Source organism: Serratia nevei, from assembly GCF_024160145.1.
Classification (GTDB): Bacteria; Pseudomonadota; Gammaproteobacteria; order Enterobacterales; family Enterobacteriaceae; genus Serratia; species Serratia nevei_A.
In genome coordinates this window covers 72,968-90,910 of the sequence record NZ_JAMYWQ010000013.1, presented here as the reverse complement: position 1 = coordinate 90,910, position 17,943 = coordinate 72,968, and the positions used below count along the sequence as shown (strand labels likewise).

Sequence of the window (17,943 nt, the reverse complement as noted above, 5' to 3'; positions counted from 1 at the left end):
GCAATGAGGAGATTTTGTGTCAGATAAACCAAATAACATTGGTTTATCCGTGGGATAACCCGGATGAATAAATAATTTCATCCGGGCAGTCAGCGGGGTTATTGCGCTTTATGCTCCATATTGGGCAGTAGTGCAGTGATAATGCCGATCAGCGGTAGGAAAGCACAGATTTGGTAGACCAAGTCAATACTGGTCAAATCGGCGACATAACCAAGAACAGCCGCACCTAACCCACCCATACCGAAAGCAAAACCGAAGAATAAGCCGGAAACCATGCCGACTTTACCGGGGATTAGCTCCTGCGCATAGACCAGGATAGCGGAGAACGCCGAGGCGAGAATAACCCCGATGATCACCGTCAAAATGCCGGTCCAATACAGAGATGCATAGGGTAAAACAAGGGTAAACGGCGCTGAACCGAGAATTGAGCCCCAAATGACATATTTACGCCCTATCTTGTCGCCGAGAGGCCCGCCGATAATGGTTCCGGCTGCCACAGCGAACAGGAAGGCAAACAGGTGAATCTGGGCATTCTGCACCGAAACGCCGAACTTATGTATCAGATAAAAGGTGTAATAGCTGCTGATACTGGCCAGATAGAAGTATTTGGAGAAAATCAGCACCAGCAGGATACCGATCGAGTAGGCCACGGTACGTTTTGGCAGCGGTTTCAGCAGCAACGGGTTTTTCGGCTGCCCTTTAGTTGCCCGCTGCTGATGTTGATACCACTTGCTGACCTGCAGCAACACCACGATCGCCAGCAGCGCCGCCAGCGAGAACCAGGCGACGTTGCCCTTGCCGTAAGGCGCGATGATCAGCGCCGCCAGCAGCGGGCCGAGCGAGCTGCCGAAGTTGCCGCCGACCTGGAACAGCGACTGCGCCAGGCCGTGCCGGCCGCCGGAGGCCATGCGCGCCACGCGCGAGGATTCGGGGTGGAAGACCGATGAGCCGGTGCCCACCAGCGCCGCCGCCAGCAGCACCAGCGGGAAGGTGCTCGCCACCGACAGCAGCAGCAGGCCGGACAGGGTAAAGCCCATGCCGATCGGCAGCGAGTAAGGCTGCGGGTGTTTATCGGTGTAATAGCCAATCAGCGGCTGCAGCAGCGAGGCCGTCAACTGATAGGTCAGGGTAATCATGCCGATCTGCATGAAGCTGAGGTGGAACTCGGCTTGCAGGAGCGGGTAAATGGCCAGGATCAGCGACTGGATCATATCGTTGAGCAGGTGAGACACGCTGATGGCGCCAAGGATGGAGAAGGCGGTTCCCTTCAGCGTACTGCCCTTGGCGGGCGGCATCGCGCTTTGGCTACTGTCGGTCATATTATTATTAGCCTGATAAGTTGTTGAGCACAGAGATGACATCTTAGGCAGGGCGCTCAATTTTTACCATATCTGAAATAATCAGACGCACATCGCAAAAATTTGAAATCAGCTGTCATTAATTCGCGCTACAATTTCGCCCTCATCATAAAAGCCATTTAATACACGGAGATTCGCCATGCGTTTTTCGCTGAAAACCACCGCATGCGCGTTGGCCGTTTCCCTGACGTTGCTGTCGGGGGCCGCCAGTGCCTGGGAAAAGGATAAGACCTACGCCATCACCATTCTGCACACCAACGATCATCACGGTCACTTCTGGCAGAACGATCATGGCGAATACGGCCTGGGGGCGCAGAAAACGCTGGTGGACGGCATTCGTCAGGAAGTGGCGGCGCAGGGCGGCAGCCTGCTGCTGCTGTCCGGCGGCGATATCAATACCGGCGTGCCGGAATCGGATCTGCAGGACGCCGAGCCGGACTTTCGCGGCATGAACCTGGTGGGCTACGACGCGATGGCGATCGGCAACCACGAATTCGATAACCCGCTGAGCGTACTGCGCCAGCAGGAGAAATGGGCGACCTTCCCGCTGCTGTCTGCCAACATCTATCAGAAAAGTACCGGCCAGCGGTTGTTCAAGCCTTACGCCTTGTTCGACAAGCAGGGCATCAAGATCGCAGTGATCGGTCTGACGACCGACGACACCGCGAAAATGGGTAACCCGGAGTACTTTACCGACATTGAATTCCGCGTGCCGGCGCCGGAGGCGAAGCGGGTGGTGGAGCAATTGCGCAAGGACGAGAAGCCGGACGTGATCATCGCCGCTACTCACATGGGGCACTATGACAACGGCGAACACGGCTCCAACGCGCCGGGCGACGTGGAGATGGCGCGCAGCCTGCCTGCCGGGTATCTCGACATGATCGTCGGCGGCCACTCGCAGGATCCGGTGTGCATGGCCGGCGACAACCGTAAGCAGGTGGACTATGTGCCGGGCACGCCGTGCTCGCCGGATCGCCAGAACGGCACCTGGATTGTGCAGGCGCATGAGTGGGGCAAATACGTGGGCCGCGCCGACTTCGAATTCCGCAACGGTGAGCTGAAGCTGGTGCATTATCAGCTGATCCCGGTGAACCTGAAGAAGAAAGTGGAGAAGGCGGACGGCACCAGCGAGCGCGTGTATTACACCCGGCAGATCGCGGAAGATCCGGCCATGATGAAGCTGCTGACGCCGTTCCAGGAGAAGGGCAAGGAGCAGCTGAGCGTGAAGATCGGCAGCGTTGTCGGCAAGCTGGAAGGCGATCGCAGCAAGGTACGCTTCGTGCAGACCAACCTGGCGCGGGTGATGTTGGCCGCGCAAAGGGAGCGCGCCGATGCCGATTTCGCGGTGATGAGCGGCGGTGGGGTGCGTGATTCCATTGAAAGCGGCGATATCACCTACAAAAACGTGCTCAAGGTACAGCCGTTCGGCAATACCCTGGTGCATGTCGATATGAAAGGCAGCGAGGTTGAGCAGTACCTGGCGGTGGTGGCCAACATGAAGCCGGATTCCGGTGCCTACGCGCAGTTCGCCAACGTCAGCCTGGTGGCGGACGGCAAGGGCGTCAGCGAGGTGAAGATCAACGGCCAGCCGCTGCAGGCGGATAAAACCTACCGCATGGCGACGCTAAACTTCAACGCGTTGGGCGGCGACGGCTATCCGAAGCTGGACGGGCTGCCGAGCTACGTCAACACCGGCTTTATCGATGCCGAGGTGCTGAAGCAGTACATCGAGAAACACTCGCCGCTGGATGCAGCAGCCTACGAACCTAAGGGCGAGATCGTCTATCGATAGAGGCGTAACGGAACGGCGTTTCTCGCTTGTCGCGGGGGCGCCGTTCCCGCCGTCGCTTTTCTCCTCTTCATCAACGCTTTCTGTCGGCGTTGCCGTTTTAGACGGCCTCTTACTTTCTTCTCGCCATATACGCCCTCGGCGGGCACCCCACCATATTCTTGAAAAAAGTGGCGAAGGCGCTGTCGCTGGAAAACGCCAGCCGACCGGCGACGTCGGATTGGCTCAGTCCAGCGGCCAGCATCTCTATCGCTTTGATCAGGCGCCATTGCTGACGCCACTGCTGATAACCGAGACCGGTTTCACGGCGGAAAATCCGGCTGATGGTTTTCTCGGAAGCGCCGCTATAGCGCGATAGCTCGTGCAGCGGCGGAAGCATGTCCAGATTGGCCAGATGGCGCAGGCGCCGGTCGCTGGGCAGCGGCAGTAACGTCAGTTCGCGCGGCGCGGCGGCGATTTCGTCCAGGCAGACCGCCAAAATATTGGCGTAAGGCCCATGCTGCCAGTCGGTGTCGAAGGCGGCGAACGCGATGCGCTCCAACACCTCGCGCAGCAGCGGCGAGGCTGTCAGTACGGCAAGCTGCGCAGGCAGACAGGCATAGCGATCGGCGTCGAGATAAAGCGAACGGTAACCGACGACGCCGTTGACCTGAACGCGGTGAGCCACTTGCGGCGGGATCCAGGCCACTCTGCCCGGCGGCAGCATGCAGATGCTTTGGTTGAGCGTGATTCGCATGCTGCCTTGCTGACAGAACAGCAACTGGCCCCTGTCATGCCAATGCGTGCCCGAGTCGTGCTGCGCCAGTTCGGCGGCGATCCCGAGCACGCCGTTGTCGAGCGTGTCCGGATTAAAACTGTCCTGCGCCTGAAGCCACGCCATAGCATGTCCGATTTTGTAAATTTATTGTCTTTTATATTGTAATCGTCCACGGGGAGCCGATGCTACCTTGTGCAGCTTATTCTTGGCTACAGGATCTGCTATGCAACGTAAACTGACGCTGACATTGGCGACGTCGATGATGATGTTTCCCCAGGTGGTGGAGACCATCTACAGCCCGGCATTGACGCACATTGCGCACGGTTTCCGGGTGAGTGCGGAAATGGCGGCGCAAACGCTCTCTTGTTACTTTCTTGCCTTTGCGCTGGGCGTGGTGGTATGGGGACGGATGTGCGACCTCATCGGGCGCCGTCCAACCATTTTGGCCGGGCTGACGTTCTATCTGCTGGCTTCTCTCGTCGCGCTGTTCAGCGGCAGCTTCAGCGTGCTGCTGGCGGCGCGGGTGCTGGCCGCCTTTGGCGCGGCGGTCGGTTCGGTCGGGACGCAAACGGTGATTCGCGATCGCTTCGACGGTTATGCGTTGGCGCGGGTGTTCTCGGTGATGGGGATCGCCATGGCGATCAGCCCGGCGCTTGGCGTATTGAGCGGCGCCGTGCTGACTCACTATTGGGGCTATCAGGGGGTGTTTGGCGGTTTGGCGCTGTTGGCGGCGCTGTTGCTGGGCTATGCCGGTTGGCAACTGCCGGAGACGCGTCCGCAGCAGGTGGTGAAGCATTCATTTTTCGGCACGCTGGGACGGATGATCAAGGACGGGGATATTTGGCTCAGTGCGCTGTTGGTGGCGTTGTTCAATATTTGCATGTTCAGCTATTACCAACTGGCGCCATTCTACTTCTCGGCGTTGGAACTGCCGGCGCAGTGGTTCGGTTATACCGGTTTGGTGTTGGCGGCCGGGGTGGGTATCGGCGCGGCGATCAACACGTTTTTGATCGGCAAGCACTGGCGGTTCCCTGCGTTGTTGATGCTGGCCTGCGCGTTGTCGCTGACCGGCGGCCTGCTGGTACTGCTGCTGGAAGGGACCTTGTGGTTTGTGTTGCCGATGATGCTGGTGGTGATGGCATACGGCATCGCCATTCCCAATATCCTGGCGCGCGCGCTGCGCCAGTATCAAGACTGCATGGGCTCTGCCGGCGCCATCCTTGGCCTGATGTATTACCTGATGCTCGGCGGTGGCTTGGTGCTGGCGGGGCTGTCGCAGCACCTGGGCACCGTGCTGTCGCTCAGCAGCCTCTGCGTGCTGCTGTTGGCGTGGCGGGTGGTGCACAACGAGCGCCGTTTGGCGTTGTCTGAGCGTATCTGAGTGATAAGCAGGTCGGACATTCTCGCCACCGCCGCCTTCCAATGATAGCCTGAGCGACAATTTGGTTTTGATAACGCAAACAGGAAGATGACATGTTGAAAACCGCAGGCTGGCTGCTGCCCGCCATCCTGGCGCTGGCGGGGTGTTCGTCATCCGGCCAACGTCATGAGCAAACGCTTGGCCAGGCGCTGGCGGCCCTCAGCCAGGATAAGGCGCTGGTTGGGGCGTCGAGCGGCGTGATGGTGCGCGATGCCGAGAGCGGCGCCGTGCTGTATCAGGCGCACGCGGCGCAGCGTTTGGCACCGGCTTCCAACATGAAGATGTTTACTTCTCTGGCGGCGTTCGGCGTGCTGGGGGCGGATTATCGGTTTGCAACCCGGCTGCTGACCACCGGCGAGCAGCGTGGCGACACCTTGCGGGGGGATCTCTATCTGCAGGGCAGCGGCGATCCGACGTTGCACCCGGACGATCTCGACACCTTCGCCGCCACGCTGGCGCAGCGCGGTATCCGCCATATTCATGGGCGGCTGATCCTGGACGCCAACGCGTTTGATCACACGCCATTCGGCGCCGGCTGGAGCTGGGACGACGAACCCTTCGCCTTCGCCGCGCCGATCTCGGCGCTGAACTACGCCTTTACCCCCGGCGGCGATATCAATGTGGTGCGGGTGGACGTGCAGCCGGGCACCCGCGCCGGTGCGCCAGGGCTGGTGAGTTTCTATCCCGCCAATGACGCGGTGACGCTGGTCAACCACACCACCACCGGCGGCGACACCGCACTGACGTTCGAACGCCGGCCGGGCAGTAACCGGATCGTGGTCAGCGGCACCATCGCCGCGCAGGCAGAGGCCCGCTCGCGATTGATCACCGTCGAGCAACCCGCCCGCGTGGTTGGCGCCTTATTGCAAAATGCCCTGCGCGCGCACGGCATTACCCTGCGCGGTAATGCTGAAGAGGGCGTGACCCCTGCGGATGCCCGGCTGCTGGCCGAGAAAACCTCGCCGCCGCTCTCACGCCTGGTCGTCACCTTCCTGAAAGTGTCCAATAACGGTTACGGCGAGGTACTGACCAAAGCGATGGGCCGCAAGACGCAGGGCAAGGGGGATTGGGCCGCCGGCCTGCAGGCGATTGGCCGGTTTGTGCAAAGCCAGGGCATCGCGGCCGATGCGTATCGCCAGGTGGACGGTTCAGGGCTGTCGCGCATGAACCAGATCACGCCGCAGCAGCTGACGACGCTGCTGCTGGCGGCCAGAAAACAGCCGTGGTTCGCCGACTGGTATAACGCCTTGCCCGTCGCGGGCCAGCCGGGGCTGCTGGTGGGCGGTACGCTGCAAAACCGCATGGTGAAAAGCGCGGCGGCGGGGCGCGCCCACGCCAAGAGCGGTTCCATGACAGGGGTGTCGTCGCTCAGTGGCTATGTCGATTCGGCGACCGGGCGGCCGCTGGCGTTCGCCATCATCAGCAATAACTATCTGGTGCCCGGCGCGCAGGTGAAGGCGCTGGAGGACCGCCTGGTGGAGACGCTGGCGGCCTGTGACGCCACGGTGGTGTGCCGCTGAGAAGGCGGCATCAATCGCGTTTGGCGATGTCGGCGAAGCTGCCGGCCAGCAGGCGGCACAAATCGACGGCGGCCAGCTCAATGTCCAACCCGCGTTTGCCGCCGGAAACGTAGATGGTGGCGAACGCTTGCGCCGGGCTGTCGATCACCGTCGGCAGCCGTTTTTTCTGCCCCAGCGGGCTGATGCCGCCCACCAGATAACCGGTGACGCGCTGCGCCAGCTGCGGATCGGCCATCTCGGCCTTTTTGGCACCGAGGGCGCGGGCGACCTTTTTCAAATCCAGCTGGGTCGCGACCGGCGTCACCGCCACCGCCAGGTGTTTGGCGTCGCCGTTCAGCGCCACCAGCAGCGTTTTGTAAACCCGATCGGCATCCAGCCCCAGCTTCCTCACCGCTTCGTCGCCGAAATTGGTTTCGTCGCTGTCGTGGTGATAAGGATGAAGGGTAAAGGTGACCTTTTGTTTCTCAAGCAGAACGACTGCGGGCGTCATGATGTGTTGTCCAGAATGTCCCCTGCGGGGAAAGGGTGATAACCAGCCTTAAAAATACAAAAATCCGACCTGTCCGGCAACCTGGGCGGCTGTTACATAAAGCGGGTTGCCAAGATATTCACCGGGTTGCTACCCTGTTTACTGTAACCGTTAACACGGTTGCTATGCGTATAACTAGAATACAAGAAATTCCTCTTTGACTGGCCAATAGCGATATTGGCCTCTTTTTTACCCCTGCGGTTGCAGCATCGCCGGCAGGTTATCCTCGCCGTACAGGTGCAATGCGCCGACCGCCACCACATAGTCACCGGCCGGCAGCGCCTCCAGCTGACGCCGCCAGGCGCGATTGCGCTGATGCATCAGCACGTCGTACAGCCCGGCGCTGAAGGTGGCGGGCAAGGTGTCCAGCGTGCCGCGCGGTTTGGCGTCCAGCCACCAGCTCACCATGGTTTGCAGCAGCCGCGCGTTGGTGTGCCAGTGCTCCAGCGTATCGCGCAGCAGCGCAATGCCGCCTTCCGGCAACTGTTCCAGCATCGCCAGCTGTTGCTGCGCCCCTTCCAGCTCGATCACCGGTTTGGCCTGCGCCCGGGCGGCCTGCAGTAACTGATAGTCTACGCCGTACTCCGCCCGCAGCCCCAGACGCTGAGCCTGGCGCGCCTGCATCATCAACGCCACCTGCCAGCCGGGCAAGGTGGCGAAAGTGTGCGGATCGGCACCCAGTTCATGGCACAGCGTCAGCAATTGTTGAAACTCTTCGGCGGACAGGCGCTGTTCCAGTGCCGGCTGCTGCTCGGCGTGGTCGAAAGGCGAGGCGGCGTCGGTGATATCCGCCTCGACGATCAGCGCATCGGCCTGCTGCAGCCGGGCGGCCAGCCGCACCGGCAGCGGCGACATATCGACGGTGCCCATATGGATGCTGCCCACCAGATGCAGCCGACGATCGCCCGGCAACGTGATGTCCAGCGCCGGATAAGCGTAACTCTTGGGCGAGATCAGGCCGAGAAAGGCGGCGAGGCGGCGTAACAGTTGACCCATACGGCGTGACTCCTGAATAACGGGTGCGCGTTTCAGCACGAAAGGCGAGGGAAAATCGTCATTCATGCTAAACGCTATCCGCCGCGCAGGGAAGCCCGGAAAACAGCGGGGCGCCATGACGGCGCCCCGGCGATCACTTCCTGGGTTTAAAACGCAGCAGCCGGTTGGCGTTGCTGACCACGGTAATCGACGACAGCGCCATCGCGGCGCCCGCCACCACCGGGCTGAGCAGCGTGCCGGTCAGCGGGTAGAGCACGCCGGCGGCGATTGGAATGCCCAGCGTATTGTAGATAAAGGCGCCGAACAGGTTCTGTTTCATATTGCGCAGCGTGGCCTTCGACAGTTCCACCGCATCCGCCACGCCGTGCAGGCTGTGGCGCATCAGGGTGATGGCGGCAGTCTCGATGGCGATGTCGCTGCCACCGCCCATCGCGATGCCCACGTCGGCCTGCGCCAGCGCCGGGGCGTCGTTGATGCCGTCGCCGACCATTGCCACGCGCTGGCCTTGCGCCTGCAGCTGCTTGATCGCCGCCGCTTTGCCGTCCGGCAGCACCCCGGCAATCACCCGATCGATCCCGGCCTCTTTGGCGATGGCGTTGGCGGTCACCGGGTTGTCACCGGTCAGCATTACCAGCTGATACCCCTGCTGGTGCAGACGTTGCAGCGCCGCGACGCTGTCCTCGCGCAGCGGATCGCGAATGGCGAACAGCGCGGCCGGTTTACCGTTAACAGCCAACAGCACCGGCGTCACGCCGCGTTCGGCCTGGGCGCGCATCGGTGCTTCCAGTTCGGCAGTCGCGACCTGATGCTGTTCCAGCAGCGCGGCGTTGCCCAGCAGCAACTGCACGCCGTCGATCTCCCCGCTGACGCCGGCACCGCGCAGGGTGCGGAACTGCGCGACCTGCGGCAGCGTTTGCCCGGCGGCGCGCTCCATGATGGCGCGCGCCAGCGGGTGGTTGGAGCCTTGCTCCAGCGCCGCGGCCCAGCCGACCGCCTGCTGCTCGCTGACCTGATTGAAGGTCAGGATCTCCACCACCTGCGGCTTCCCTTCGGTCAGGGTGCCGGTTTTGTCGAACACCAGGGTGTCCAGCCGGCTGGCCTGCTGCAGGGCGTCGGCGTCGCGTACCAGCACGCCGAACTCCGCCGCGCGGCCGACGCCGGAGATGATCGACATCGGCGTTGCCAGGCCCAATGCGCACGGGCAGGCGATGATCAGCACCGTAGTGGCGATCACCAGCGTGTAGACCAGCTGCGGCTGCGGGCCGAAGAAGTACCACATCGCCGCGCTGAACAGGGCGATCGCCACCACCGCCGGCACGAACACCGCCGAGACGCGGTCGGCCAGTTGGCCGATCGCCGGTTTACTGCTCTGCGCCTGACGCACCAGTTTGATGATGCGCGCCAGCGTGGTTTGGCTGCCGATGGCGGCGGCGCGGAACAGCACGCTGCCGTCGTCGACCACCGTTCCGGCATGTACCGTATCGCCGGGGCCTTTCTGCTGCGGCACCGCTTCACCGGTCAGCATCGCTTCATCGAGCCAGACTTCACCCTGCACGATTTCACCGTCGACCGGCACGCGATCGCCGGTGGTCAGCCGCAGCGTCATGCCGAGCTGCACCTCCGCCAGCGGGATGTCGCGTTCGCCGTCGTCGGTCACCAGCCGCGCGGTGGGCGGCGTCAGATCCAACAACCGCTCGAGCGCCTGCGAAGATCGCTGCCGGGCGCGCTGCTCCAGCGCATGGCCGAGGTTGATCAAACCGATGATCATCGCGCTGGCCTCGTAATAGAGGTGGCGAGCTTCCATCGGAAAGAAATCGGGCCAAATGTTGACGGCGATCGAGTAAAGCCAGGCGGCACCGGTGCCGAGCGCCACCAGGGTGTCCATGGTAGCGCTGCCGTTCATCAGCGCGCGCCAGGCGTTGCGGTAGAAGTGCCCGCCGGCGAATACCATCACCGCCAGGGTAATGACGCCGACCAGCAGCCAGGGGCGCTGGGTTTCCGGCGTCAGCGTCATGCTGCCGCCGAACAGTCCCCAGGCCATCAGCGGGATACCCAAGGCCAGGCCCAGCGCCGCCTGCCAGCTAAAGCGCTTCATGTTGGCGCGTGCGGTCTGCTGCTGGCGCTCGCGGCGTTCGGTCTCGTCCTGAATCATCTCGGCGCCGTAGCCGGCTTTTTCCACTGCCGCCACCAGCGCCTGCGCATCGGCGGCGCCGGTCACCAGCGCGCTGCGTTCCGCCAGGTTGACGCGCGCATGCTCTACGCCGGGAACGCTTTGCAGCGCCTGCTGCACTTTATTGACGCAGCTGGCACAGGTCATGCCGCTGAGCAGCAGCTGTACGCTGTCGTCCGCGCCGTCGGTTGCCGGAAGGGAAGGTTGCGCCGCTGGCTGAACGTCCGGCAACGAAGGTGTTGCGTCAGTCAACGGCTCAGTTTTTGGGGCGACGGCACCCGCTACGCTGGCGTGATAACCGGCCTCTTCCACCGCGGCGATCAGCGCCTGCGGGTCTGCATCGCCGTACACTTTCGCGCTGTCGATAGTGACGTCGGCGGCGAACACGCCCGGCACGGCTTCCAGCGCCTTGCGGGTGCTGCCGACGCAGTGCATGCAGCTCAGGCCGCTCAGCTGCAGTTCGGTATCGGCGTGCGGCGCGACTTCGGCCTGATAACCGGCGGCGATCACGCTGTCGATCAGCGCGCTGTCCGGCGCGTCGCCGGTCACTTTGGCGTAATGCACGTTAACGTCCGCCTGTTCGACATCGCTGCGGCTTTCCAGGGTTTTTTTCACCCGCTGCGCGCAGTTCATGCAGGACAGCCCCTGCAATGCCAGCATAGTGGTGTGTGACATGATTGGACTCCTTGCTTGGAAGGCGGCGTTTAGCTGTTGACCGCCTGACCGGTTATCACTAGGCATGGAGCTTAAACCTTCCCGCAAGGGTAAGGTCAAGGCGGTTTTTTACTTGCGCGGGCGTGACGGTCGTTTTGCTCGGTATAACAAGGCGTCTCATCGGCGGCAGCGCGGTGGTCTTACCCGGGCCGCGCCGCCGCGCCGGGGTTACAGCACGAAAGGAATGAAGCATTTCACCTGGCGTTTATAGTTGCGCCAGACTTCTCCGTAGCGCTTCTCGGCCATTTTCTCGCTTTTGGGAATGGCGTCGGCGAAATACTGGACCAGGTTGGTCAGCGGGGCGATAAGGCCAAACAGGTTACCGGCAAGCAGCCCGAAGCTGATGAAAATAAGAAAGTCGCCGAAATAATTCGGGTGGCGCGCCACCCCCCAAAAGCCACTCTTCAGCAGCCGGCCTTTATTGTTCGGATCCTGTTTGAAGCGCCGTTTTTGGTAATCGCTGCCGAAGTGGAACAGCGTGCCTATCAGGTAGACCCCAATGGCCAGCCATTGCAGTGTGCCCCAGGGCCCCTGCAGCTGGCTGGCCCAGTAGAAGGGCAGACAATACAGGCCGCCGAAGATCATGACCATCATCACCGCCAGCCACGGCACCTGCTGCGTGGGCATCACATCCTTGAGTTTGGCGGCGGCGGTGTTGCCGTACCAGCGTGTCAGCACGATGTTCATGCGCAGCAGGTACAGACCGACCATGACAAGGATCAGGGCTTTGTGGCTCAGATCGCCCTCGCCAAAATAGCAATAGACCAGGGTAACCGGCCCCATGGCGTTGAACCCCCACAGGAACATCGGGCGGGTATCCCGTGCGCCACGGCTGGTGATAAACGCCAGCAGCGCAAGGACCAACAAAACAGCGGCCAAAGCAATCCATACGTTCATTGTGTTCTCCTCTGCGGATTAAGGGGAATCGCTCCCCGGGTGAACGCACTCGCCGGATGGCGGCGCGGTCAAAATGCTTTGCCAGCTGCGTCTGGGCGCTGCGCTGCCCAATTGTTGCAGGTGGCCGAAGCGGGCAAAAAACACCGGGGGCGCGGTGAGCGCCAGGGTGGCTGCGAGCTCGCGCCGCGCCTCGGCGTGTTGCACCAGAACGCTGAGCGGATGTAATCCCCAACCCCAGTGTTGTAGCGTGAGCCACAGGCGTCCAAGCCGCATGCCGGTGGCGAACAGGTTTTCGGCACTTTCGTCGTTCAGACACAGCGCCAGGTATTGCGGGCCTTCCGCAACGCGTTGCGCCAACCCTTGCGCCATATAAGCGGGCAAGCGCAGCCCGGTCGCCAGCCGGCTTAAACGAGGGTGAAACGCCAATTGGAAGAAGCGCTTGAACGCCGGGGATACCGGGCCAAACAGGTGATGCAGGTGGAAACCGTCGTCGGCAGGTTGCCGTTCGTCGAAGCGGATATATTGATAGGTTTCTCGCCAGGCCTGACGATCCGAGAAATCGAGCGCGGCGTGGCGGGCAGTAAGCTGCGCGACCCGACGACGGGCGCGTTCGTCACCTGCGATGCTGAGTGAACTCGCCGTTCCGTCGAACAGGGTCTGCAGATGCTTCCGCTGTGCTTCATTGATTGGCGTAGGCTGATATGCCGCCCGTGCGGTATACCGTTCGCCGATCAGCTGCGCCAGTTGGCGATGGGCGGCGCGATCGGGCGCGGTGGGCGCGGCGGGGGCAAAGCTCAGTAAATGCGTGGGGGCATTCTCCCAGCGCCAGGTGAGTGGCGTGCCCGCACAGTTGAGCAGCGCGCTGAGGTACTCGAAGAAGATCCCGCAGCTCATCAGCATTTCGCGTTCCAGCGAAGGCAGGCTCCGCAAGGCGCGACGGCGGTCGATAGCCAACTGGCCGCATCGGGCGGCGGTGTCATAGCGGAGAGACCAGGGTTGGCAGTTGTGTGAAGAGGGGGCCTGCCGCGCGATGTCCACTGCCTGTTGCAGCGCCGCGGCGAAAAGGTCTTGGGTCATGATAAGGCTCCGAAAGCGGAAGGGGCGGGCAGGGAGGAGACGGTCACGTTCGCCCTGAACGATGTGTTCTCCTGCGCCGGAAAGCAGAGTGCGCACGCCCAGTCCAGGCTGCGCCACAGCCAGAAGCGTCTGCTCGCCAAACTGCCGTCGGCGCTTGAGGCCAGCCCGGCTTGCCAGTCGATGCCGATCGTCCGCAACTCGTAGGGCAGGCCACGGCCGTGACTTTTTAAAAATGCTTCGCGAATGGCCCAGACGGCGCAGGCCTGTATGCCTCCCAATCGCTGCTCCGCCTCGCTAAAGGCCCAGCGCCGCGCCGTGCCGGAGAAGGGACGATACTGCTGCAAGTCGATGCCGAGCGGGATATCGCCGGTGGCGCTGGCGTACCAGATATGCGAATGACTGAGGGAAACGTGGCGGCGTCCCAGCTGGGGGTGCTCACCGAACGGTTGTCCGCTCGCGTCATGGCGCAGCGTAAAGCCGGCCGCGTGCGCCTGGCTCCATGTTCGGTTCAGCAGCGCGACGGCCTGCGCCCGCGCGTCGCTTTTCACCGCCGACAGATGCCGCAATGTCGGAACGGCGGCGCTGCGGTAGGTGCCGCCCAGCGCGATAGCGATATGTGGCGCCACGCTAGGCTCGATAACCATCGGCAATGCGTTCTCCGCTGATTTCGTCAACGATTTCCGCCAACTGATTAAAGCGTTCAACCAGGCTTTGAAACAGCGGGGTTTGCATCTCGCGATCGAACATTTTCAGTGAGTTCAGCTGAATGATTTCGATAAAGTGAAACGGCGCCTCCGCAGAGGGGCTGACTTCGATGACATCGAAGGCGCGTACCGCGTCGAGGTGGCGGCAAGCCTGATAATCGACCGTTTCCACCCAGTCGCGAAACGCGGCGCGGTGGGCAATGTCTTTTAGCCGAATTTTATGGACGATAATGTGCATCTGGCGGCCTTTTTAGGTGGGTTGATGGATGAGTAAATGGTAATTGATGCCGCCGGTGCCAAAACCGTTGATCGCCGCCCGGCGCCCATCGTCACCGGGGGGCCAGTCGAGCGCGGTTTGCGGGATTTCGGCCGGGATCGCCGCCAGCGGCAGTTCGGCATTCAACGTCGCCACCGGCGTGGGCGGGATCTGACCGTGTTCGAAAGCGCTCAGCACCTTGCACAGGCTGAGCGCGCCGGCACCGGCGAAACAGTGGCCGAAGTTGTACTTCACGGAACCGATATACAAAGGGGCGTGCCCGGCGCGGTGATACCCCTGATGCAATGACGCGACTTCTGCCCGATCGCCCAGTTTGGTGCCGGTGCCGTGCGCTTCGAGATACTGTACCTGGTGCGCCTCGACGGCGGTCAGGCTCTGGGTTTTTTCGATCGCCAACGCCTGGCCCAGGGGATCGGGCGCGGTCATGGAATAACTGTCGCAAGATCCCGATATCGCTTCGATGGTGGCGATGGCCTGCGGTGTCGCCTGGCCGGTCAGAATGAAGAAGCCGCCGCCGTCGCCGGGAGTAAAACCGTCGGCTTGTCGGGCGAAAGGTCGCATGCGCGAAGCGGAAAGCATCATTTGCGCACTGCACAGCACCATATCGCGTTCGAGCGTCGCCGTTTCTATGCCGCCGACGATCACCGCATCGTAGCGGCCGGCCTGTAACGCCCTGACCGCATTGTGCAAGGCGGCCAGCGAACTGGCGCAGGCCGCCTCGACCGCGTAGCAGTCCGCCTCGACGCCGAGCTGTTGCGCCAACAGCTGCGCGGTGCCGAGGCCGCAGGCGCCATGCCAGCTCCAGCGGTTGATCGCGGGTTGGGGCGGTGGTGAAAGGGAGAGGCCGGCGGGAGGCAATGCCGGCCATAGTGCGCTCATGGCCTGTTGTCGATCGGCGCTCAGAGACAGGTTGCTGGCGACGATAATGGCGATGCGTTCAAAACGTCGCAGGCTGTCGGGCCAGGCCGCGCAGCCATTGAGGGCGTGCAGTTGCGTGACGTCGAGGCGCTGTTTTTTGGCCGGCATCATGGGCCGCGTCAGCTCAAGCTGCGCCGGATCGTGCGTTGAGAAGCACATGGCATGAGCGGTGTAGGCGCTGAGCTTTTGCGGCGTGGGCCGCACGAAGGCAGCGGGATGCAGCTGCTCGGGGCGGTGATCGCGCAGGGCGTCCTCCCCGTTGCGCAAGGTCTGCCAGAAACGCGCTTTATCCAGCCCCTGCGCGGTGATGGGCTGATAGTCGATGATGCTGATGCGCGACGAAGCCGTCGGTGTTAACGAGGGCGTCGGTGTCGCGTCGATCCGCCAGCGATAGCCGGTGAAAGAGTGGCCGGCGCACGCCTGTCGCCGCTGTAACAGCATGTCGAGAAGATGGCAGAAAACCTGATTGGCGCCGGCAAAATAACCGGCGTTCGACGCGGCAGCCTGCCGTTCGGCGATCAGGGTCGACAATTGCGCCATCACTGGCCATCGCTGTTCCTGAGCAACGTCCAGCGGGCAAACGACCAGGCTGATCGCCCCTTCCAGCCAACAGGCCGAAGAGGAAACGCCCTGCGCCAACAGCATGTCCGCCTGGGGTTGATGGTGGAAGCATTGTACGGCGGTTAGCACCGCCATGCGGCTATCGGCATGGCGAAAGCAGTCTTGCGCCAGCTGCAACAAGCGCAGGCCGCCCAGATCGGCGCCGTCGAGGGTTTGGCATTTGCCGCGCGTGCCGGCGAAATGGGCGATGCGCGCGGGAATGCTGGAGGCCATTTCCCCCACGCGATCGTGGGATGAGCTGCCGAACGCCTGGGCCAGCGGCTGTTTGTAATCGTCAATTCGGCGCACGATCGCCGCCGCCGAGAGCCCTTGGGCGTCAAGCCGCTCGGCCAGCCTGCGCAGCGCGCCGATTTTGGTGGCGTTGCGATAGGCTGCATCACTGCCCAAATGGGTGGCGCAAAATTGATCGCAGCGGTCGCGCAATGCGTCGGATAACGTCAGGTGCTGCATGGCGGCGGAGGCGGCCTGCAGCGCCAGACGGGTCTCGCGGCTGACCGCCAGTCGAAACAGCGGCGGGATGGCGAATTTTTTGAAATCAAACGCGGTATCGTCGATCTGGCGGCCGCGGATTGGCGCGGCGGCGTCGCTCCACGGCATCGGCGGCGGGGCGTCGAACAGCGCCGACCAGGCGGCGCCGTTGGACAGATCGATACGGTCGACGCCGGGCAGTGCGCAGCCGATGCCGACCAGCGCCAGCGGCGCGGCATGAATGTCCTGGCTCATCGCGCGTCCACCTCGGACAAACGTCCTCTGTCCACCTTGCCGTTCGCGTTGGTGGGCAGGCTGTCGGCGACCACCAACTGGCTGGGGAGCATATAGGCGGGCAGCCTGGGCTGCAGGAACTGCTTGAGCTCCAGCAGGTGGGGGCGTGGCGCGCCGGGATGGAGGGTGATCACGGCGATCAGCTTTTGCCTCAGTTCGCCGAGTTCGACGTACAGCGCGGCCTGGCTGACCGAGGGATGGTGCTGAAGGATCGATTCTATCTCGCCCAACTCTACCCGGTAGCCGTTGATTTTCACCATGTCGTCCAGGCGGCCGCGGTAGACCAGGCCATGCGCCGTCGTCTCCACCCAGTCGCCGGTCGCGTGGCATTGGCGCGGATGCCATTCCGCTTGTCGCGATGAGACGACGTTGCGGTAGCCGGGGGTAACGCACGGCCCGCCGATCAGCAATTCTCCGCGTTTGCCCGGCGTACCGTCAATCGGCTGCAGGTGCCCTTGCTCATCGATCAACTGTGCCGTTAAGCCGGGCAGCGGATGGCCGATGGGGATCTGCTCCAGCGTCGCCAACTGCGTTCGATCCAGCGCGTAGGCGGTGCAGACATTGGTTTCCGTCGGGCCATACCAGTTGCTGACGCGGCACCGGGCCGGCAGATGCGCAACCAGGCGCCTCAGCGCGGCGGCCGGATAAGGCTCACCGGCGAACGTGACCTGGCGCAGCGTTTTCACCACCGACGGCGTCAGCAAGGCGCTCTTTTCCAGCATGGCTAAAATCGAAGGCACGCTGTACCACTGGGTGACGCCGTGCGTTTGCAATCCGCGAACGAGGGCCTGGCAATCTTTCTGCTCGCTTTCGCGCACGATCCAGGTCGCCGCACCGACGCAAACGGCGGCGAACAGATCGAAGGTGCTCAGATCAAAGGCGAAACTGGCATGGTTGGCCAGCACGTCGCCGGCTGTCAGCTGCGTATCGCCGACGGCCCAGTCGATGAAAAACGTCAGCATGTCATGGGTGATTTGCACCCCTTTCGGGGTGCCTGTGGAGCCTGATGTATAGAGTATGGCGGCGAGGGGGGCGTCGAGCGCGGCGATCGCTTCCGGCCAGGCGCCATCGAGATCGGTGCGGCCATCGAGCGCGCTCAGCCAGGTTTCATCGACGATCAGCGCGGGCGAGGCGGCGGCGATAATGCGTTCGATGCGCGCCGCCGGTTGGCTGAAATCGACAGGAACATAGTGGTTGCCGCTCAGCCAACATGCGTACATGGCGGCGACGGCGTCTGGCCCTTTCTGCAGGTTGAGCAGCACGGCCCGCTGGTTCAACCCGGCGCCTCGCAGCGCCGCCGCCATGATGCAGACGCGGTCAGCCAGGCGGCGATAGCTCCAGCGCCGATCGCCGCACAGCAGAGCGGTGCTTTCCGGCGCGTGCCGGGCGTGCCTGAACAGCGCCACCAGGATAGGTGAAGTGAAGGTCGGCATG

The 17,943-nt window shown here is 62.7% G+C and carries 14 protein-coding genes; 3 read left to right on the top strand and 11 right to left on the bottom strand.

The annotated features are described in order from the left end of the window. Positions 1-98: 98 nt before the first annotated feature. Positions 99-1,319, bottom strand: a complete 1,221-nt coding sequence (locus M6G53_RS11595) for an MFS transporter (protein WP_253331508.1) — start codon at positions 1,317-1,319, stop codon at positions 99-101. A gap of 178 nt (positions 1,320-1,497) precedes the next feature. Between M6G53_RS11595 and ushA the strand changes: the two genes are divergently transcribed. Continuing rightward, a complete protein-coding gene (gene ushA / locus M6G53_RS11590) occupies positions 1,498-3,150 on the top strand; it encodes a bifunctional UDP-sugar hydrolase/5'-nucleotidase UshA (protein ID WP_253331506.1) in 1,653 nt (550 codons plus the stop codon). 109 nt (positions 3,151-3,259) lie between these two features. Here ushA and M6G53_RS11585 read toward each other — a convergent pair whose 3' ends face one another. Continuing rightward, a complete protein-coding gene (locus M6G53_RS11585; RefSeq protein WP_253331504.1) occupies positions 3,260-4,027 on the bottom strand; it encodes an AraC family transcriptional regulator in 768 nt (255 codons plus the stop codon). 100 nt (positions 4,028-4,127) lie between these two features. Here M6G53_RS11585 and M6G53_RS11580 point away from each other — a divergent pair, with 100 nt between their 5' ends. Then, complete coding sequence (locus M6G53_RS11580) at positions 4,128-5,285, top strand: MFS transporter (protein ID WP_253331501.1); 1,158 nt, start codon at positions 4,128-4,130, stop codon at positions 5,283-5,285. Positions 5,286-5,377: 92 nt separating this feature from the next. Continuing rightward, positions 5,378-6,844, top strand: coding sequence for a D-alanyl-D-alanine carboxypeptidase/D-alanyl-D-alanine endopeptidase (gene dacB / locus M6G53_RS11575; protein WP_253331498.1), 1,467 nt, complete (start codon positions 5,378-5,380; stop codon positions 6,842-6,844). Positions 6,845-6,854: 10 nt separating this feature from the next. Here dacB and ybaK read toward each other — a convergent pair whose 3' ends face one another. The 9 genes from ybaK to M6G53_RS11530 all read right to left on the bottom strand — a co-directional run bounded on the left by ybaK (position 6,855) and on the right by M6G53_RS11530 (position 17,942). After that, complete coding sequence (ybaK, locus tag M6G53_RS11570) at positions 6,855-7,334, bottom strand: Cys-tRNA(Pro)/Cys-tRNA(Cys) deacylase YbaK (protein WP_253331496.1); 480 nt, start codon at positions 7,332-7,334, stop codon at positions 6,855-6,857. A 228-nt stretch (positions 7,335-7,562) separates the two neighbouring features. Then, positions 7,563-8,369, bottom strand: coding sequence for a TraB/GumN family protein (locus tag M6G53_RS11565; protein ID WP_253331493.1), 807 nt, complete (start codon positions 8,367-8,369; stop codon positions 7,563-7,565). A gap of 133 nt (positions 8,370-8,502) precedes the next feature. Continuing rightward, on the bottom strand, positions 8,503-11,214 hold the full coding sequence (gene copA / locus M6G53_RS11560; protein WP_253331491.1) for a copper-exporting P-type ATPase CopA: 2,712 nt from the start codon (positions 11,212-11,214) through the stop codon (positions 8,503-8,505). 207 nt (positions 11,215-11,421) lie between these two features. Next, positions 11,422-12,150 (bottom strand): DUF1295 domain-containing protein, encoded by a 729-nt coding sequence (locus M6G53_RS11555; RefSeq protein WP_253331489.1) that lies wholly within the window; start codon positions 12,148-12,150, stop codon positions 11,422-11,424. A gap of 18 nt (positions 12,151-12,168) precedes the next feature. After that, positions 12,169-13,227, bottom strand: a complete 1,059-nt coding sequence (locus M6G53_RS11550; protein ID WP_253331487.1) for a prodigiosin biosynthesis protein PigM — start codon at positions 13,225-13,227, stop codon at positions 12,169-12,171. Further along, the gene (locus M6G53_RS11545) at positions 13,224-13,871 is read right to left on the bottom strand and encodes a 4'-phosphopantetheinyl transferase family protein (protein ID WP_253331485.1); all 648 of its coding nucleotides are present in this window, start codon (positions 13,869-13,871) and stop codon (positions 13,224-13,226) included. Before M6G53_RS11545 ends, M6G53_RS11550 begins: the two co-directional genes overlap by 4 nt. Beyond that, positions 13,855-14,169 carry a RedY/HapK family protein gene (locus M6G53_RS11540; protein ID WP_253331479.1) on the bottom strand — a complete coding sequence of 105 codons (315 nt, stop codon included), beginning with the start codon at positions 14,167-14,169 and terminating at the stop codon, positions 13,855-13,857. Before M6G53_RS11540 ends, M6G53_RS11545 begins: the two co-directional genes overlap by 17 nt. Positions 14,170-14,181: 12 nt before the next feature. Next, the gene (pigJ, locus tag M6G53_RS11535) at positions 14,182-16,470 is read right to left on the bottom strand and encodes a prodigiosin MBC biosynthesis protein PigJ (RefSeq protein WP_253331477.1); all 2,289 of its coding nucleotides are present in this window, start codon (positions 16,468-16,470) and stop codon (positions 14,182-14,184) included. Continuing rightward, positions 16,467-17,942 (bottom strand): D-alanine--poly(phosphoribitol) ligase, encoded by a 1,476-nt coding sequence (locus M6G53_RS11530; protein ID WP_436286521.1) that lies wholly within the window; start codon positions 17,940-17,942, stop codon positions 16,467-16,469. Before M6G53_RS11530 ends, pigJ begins: the two co-directional genes overlap by 4 nt. Position 17,943: the final 1 nt, after the last annotated feature.

Excerpts from the sequence above, each read along its gene's own strand:
- M6G53_RS11595 (WP_253331508.1), bottom strand. The coding sequence starts at position 1,319 with ATGACCGACAGTAGCCAAAGCGCGATGCCGCCCGCCAAGGGCAGTACG.
- ushA (WP_253331506.1), top strand. The coding sequence starts at position 1,498 with ATGCGTTTTTCGCTGAAAACCACCGCATGCGCGTTGGCCGTTTCCCTG.
- M6G53_RS11585 (WP_253331504.1), bottom strand. The coding sequence starts at position 4,027 with ATGGCGTGGCTTCAGGCGCAGGACAGTTTTAATCCGGACACGCTCGAC.
- M6G53_RS11580 (WP_253331501.1), top strand. The coding sequence starts at position 4,128 with ATGCAACGTAAACTGACGCTGACATTGGCGACGTCGATGATGATGTTT.
- dacB (WP_253331498.1), top strand. The coding sequence starts at position 5,378 with ATGTTGAAAACCGCAGGCTGGCTGCTGCCCGCCATCCTGGCGCTGGCG.
- ybaK (WP_253331496.1), bottom strand. The coding sequence starts at position 7,334 with ATGACGCCCGCAGTCGTTCTGCTTGAGAAACAAAAGGTCACCTTTACC.
- M6G53_RS11565 (WP_253331493.1), bottom strand. The coding sequence starts at position 8,369 with ATGGGTCAACTGTTACGCCGCCTCGCCGCCTTTCTCGGCCTGATCTCG.
- copA (WP_253331491.1), bottom strand. The coding sequence starts at position 11,214 with ATGTCACACACCACTATGCTGGCATTGCAGGGGCTGTCCTGCATGAAC.
- M6G53_RS11555 (WP_253331489.1), bottom strand. The coding sequence starts at position 12,150 with ATGAACGTATGGATTGCTTTGGCCGCTGTTTTGTTGGTCCTTGCGCTG.
- M6G53_RS11550 (WP_253331487.1), bottom strand. The coding sequence starts at position 13,227 with ATGACCCAAGACCTTTTCGCCGCGGCGCTGCAACAGGCAGTGGACATC.
- M6G53_RS11545 (WP_253331485.1), bottom strand. The coding sequence starts at position 13,871 with ATGGTTATCGAGCCTAGCGTGGCGCCACATATCGCTATCGCGCTGGGC.
- M6G53_RS11540 (WP_253331479.1), bottom strand. The coding sequence starts at position 14,169 with ATGCACATTATCGTCCATAAAATTCGGCTAAAAGACATTGCCCACCGC.
- pigJ (WP_253331477.1), bottom strand. The coding sequence starts at position 16,470 with ATGAGCCAGGACATTCATGCCGCGCCGCTGGCGCTGGTCGGCATCGGC.
- M6G53_RS11530 (WP_436286521.1), bottom strand. The coding sequence starts at position 17,942 with ATGCCGACCTTCACTTCACCTATCCTGGTGGCGCTGTTCAGGCACGCC.